Source organism: Alcanivorax sp. HI0044 (assembly GCF_001634945.1).
Map to the genome: position 1 here is coordinate 1 of NZ_LWEZ01001942.1, position 615 is coordinate 615.

Sequence of the window (615 nt, forward strand, 5' to 3'; positions counted from 1 at the left end):
ACGGAATTTCCTGGAGCCAGCGGCGGCTTTGCGCTTGCGGAATGGGGACAAGCTGTTATGATTCGCCTTCTTTTTCCCAGGCGCAAGCCGTGTGGTGCCTGTCGTAGAGGCCGGTAGCGACACAAAATGGAGCTTAGCAATGAAACCAGAGATTCATCCCGATTACCAGACAGCGACCTATTCCTGTAGCTGTGGCAACGTTATCGAGTCCCGTTCCACCAAGGGTGGCGCCATGGACCTGGACGTTTGTTCTGCCTGTCACCCGTTCTACACTGGCAAGCAGAAGCAGGCCGACAGCGGCGGCCAGATCGACAAGTTCAAGCAGCGCTTTGGCATGATGCGCAGCAAGAAGGACTGATACGGCGTCTTCACAGCGCCTATTGTAAAAAGCACCCTGCCGGGTGCTTTTTACGTTAAGTACTTGCGTACACACTGTATATCCCAACTAGGGAAGCGGAGACCAGCATGTCCGAGGATTTAAAAGCGGCGGCCCTGGAATACCACGCCAAACCGCGGCCAGGGAAAATCAGCGTCGAGGTGACCAAGCCGGCGGCGACCAGTCGAGATCTGAGCCTGGCGTATAGCCCGGGTGTGGCGGAGCCGGTGCGTGAAATC

The 615-nt window shown here is 56.7% G+C and carries 1 protein-coding gene and 1 pseudogene; both read left to right on the forward strand.

Going from position 1 to position 615, the window contains the following annotated elements; translation table 11 throughout:
* Window positions 1–139 precede the first annotated feature (139 nt).
* A complete protein-coding gene (gene rpmE / locus A3730_RS28795) occupies window positions 140–358 on the forward strand; it encodes a 50S ribosomal protein L31 (RefSeq protein ID WP_063520783.1) in 219 nt (72 codons plus the stop codon).
* 107 nt (window positions 359–465) lie between these two features.
* Window positions 466–615 (forward strand): annotated as a pseudogene (locus A3730_RS30750) (malate dehydrogenase); the annotation flags it as partial.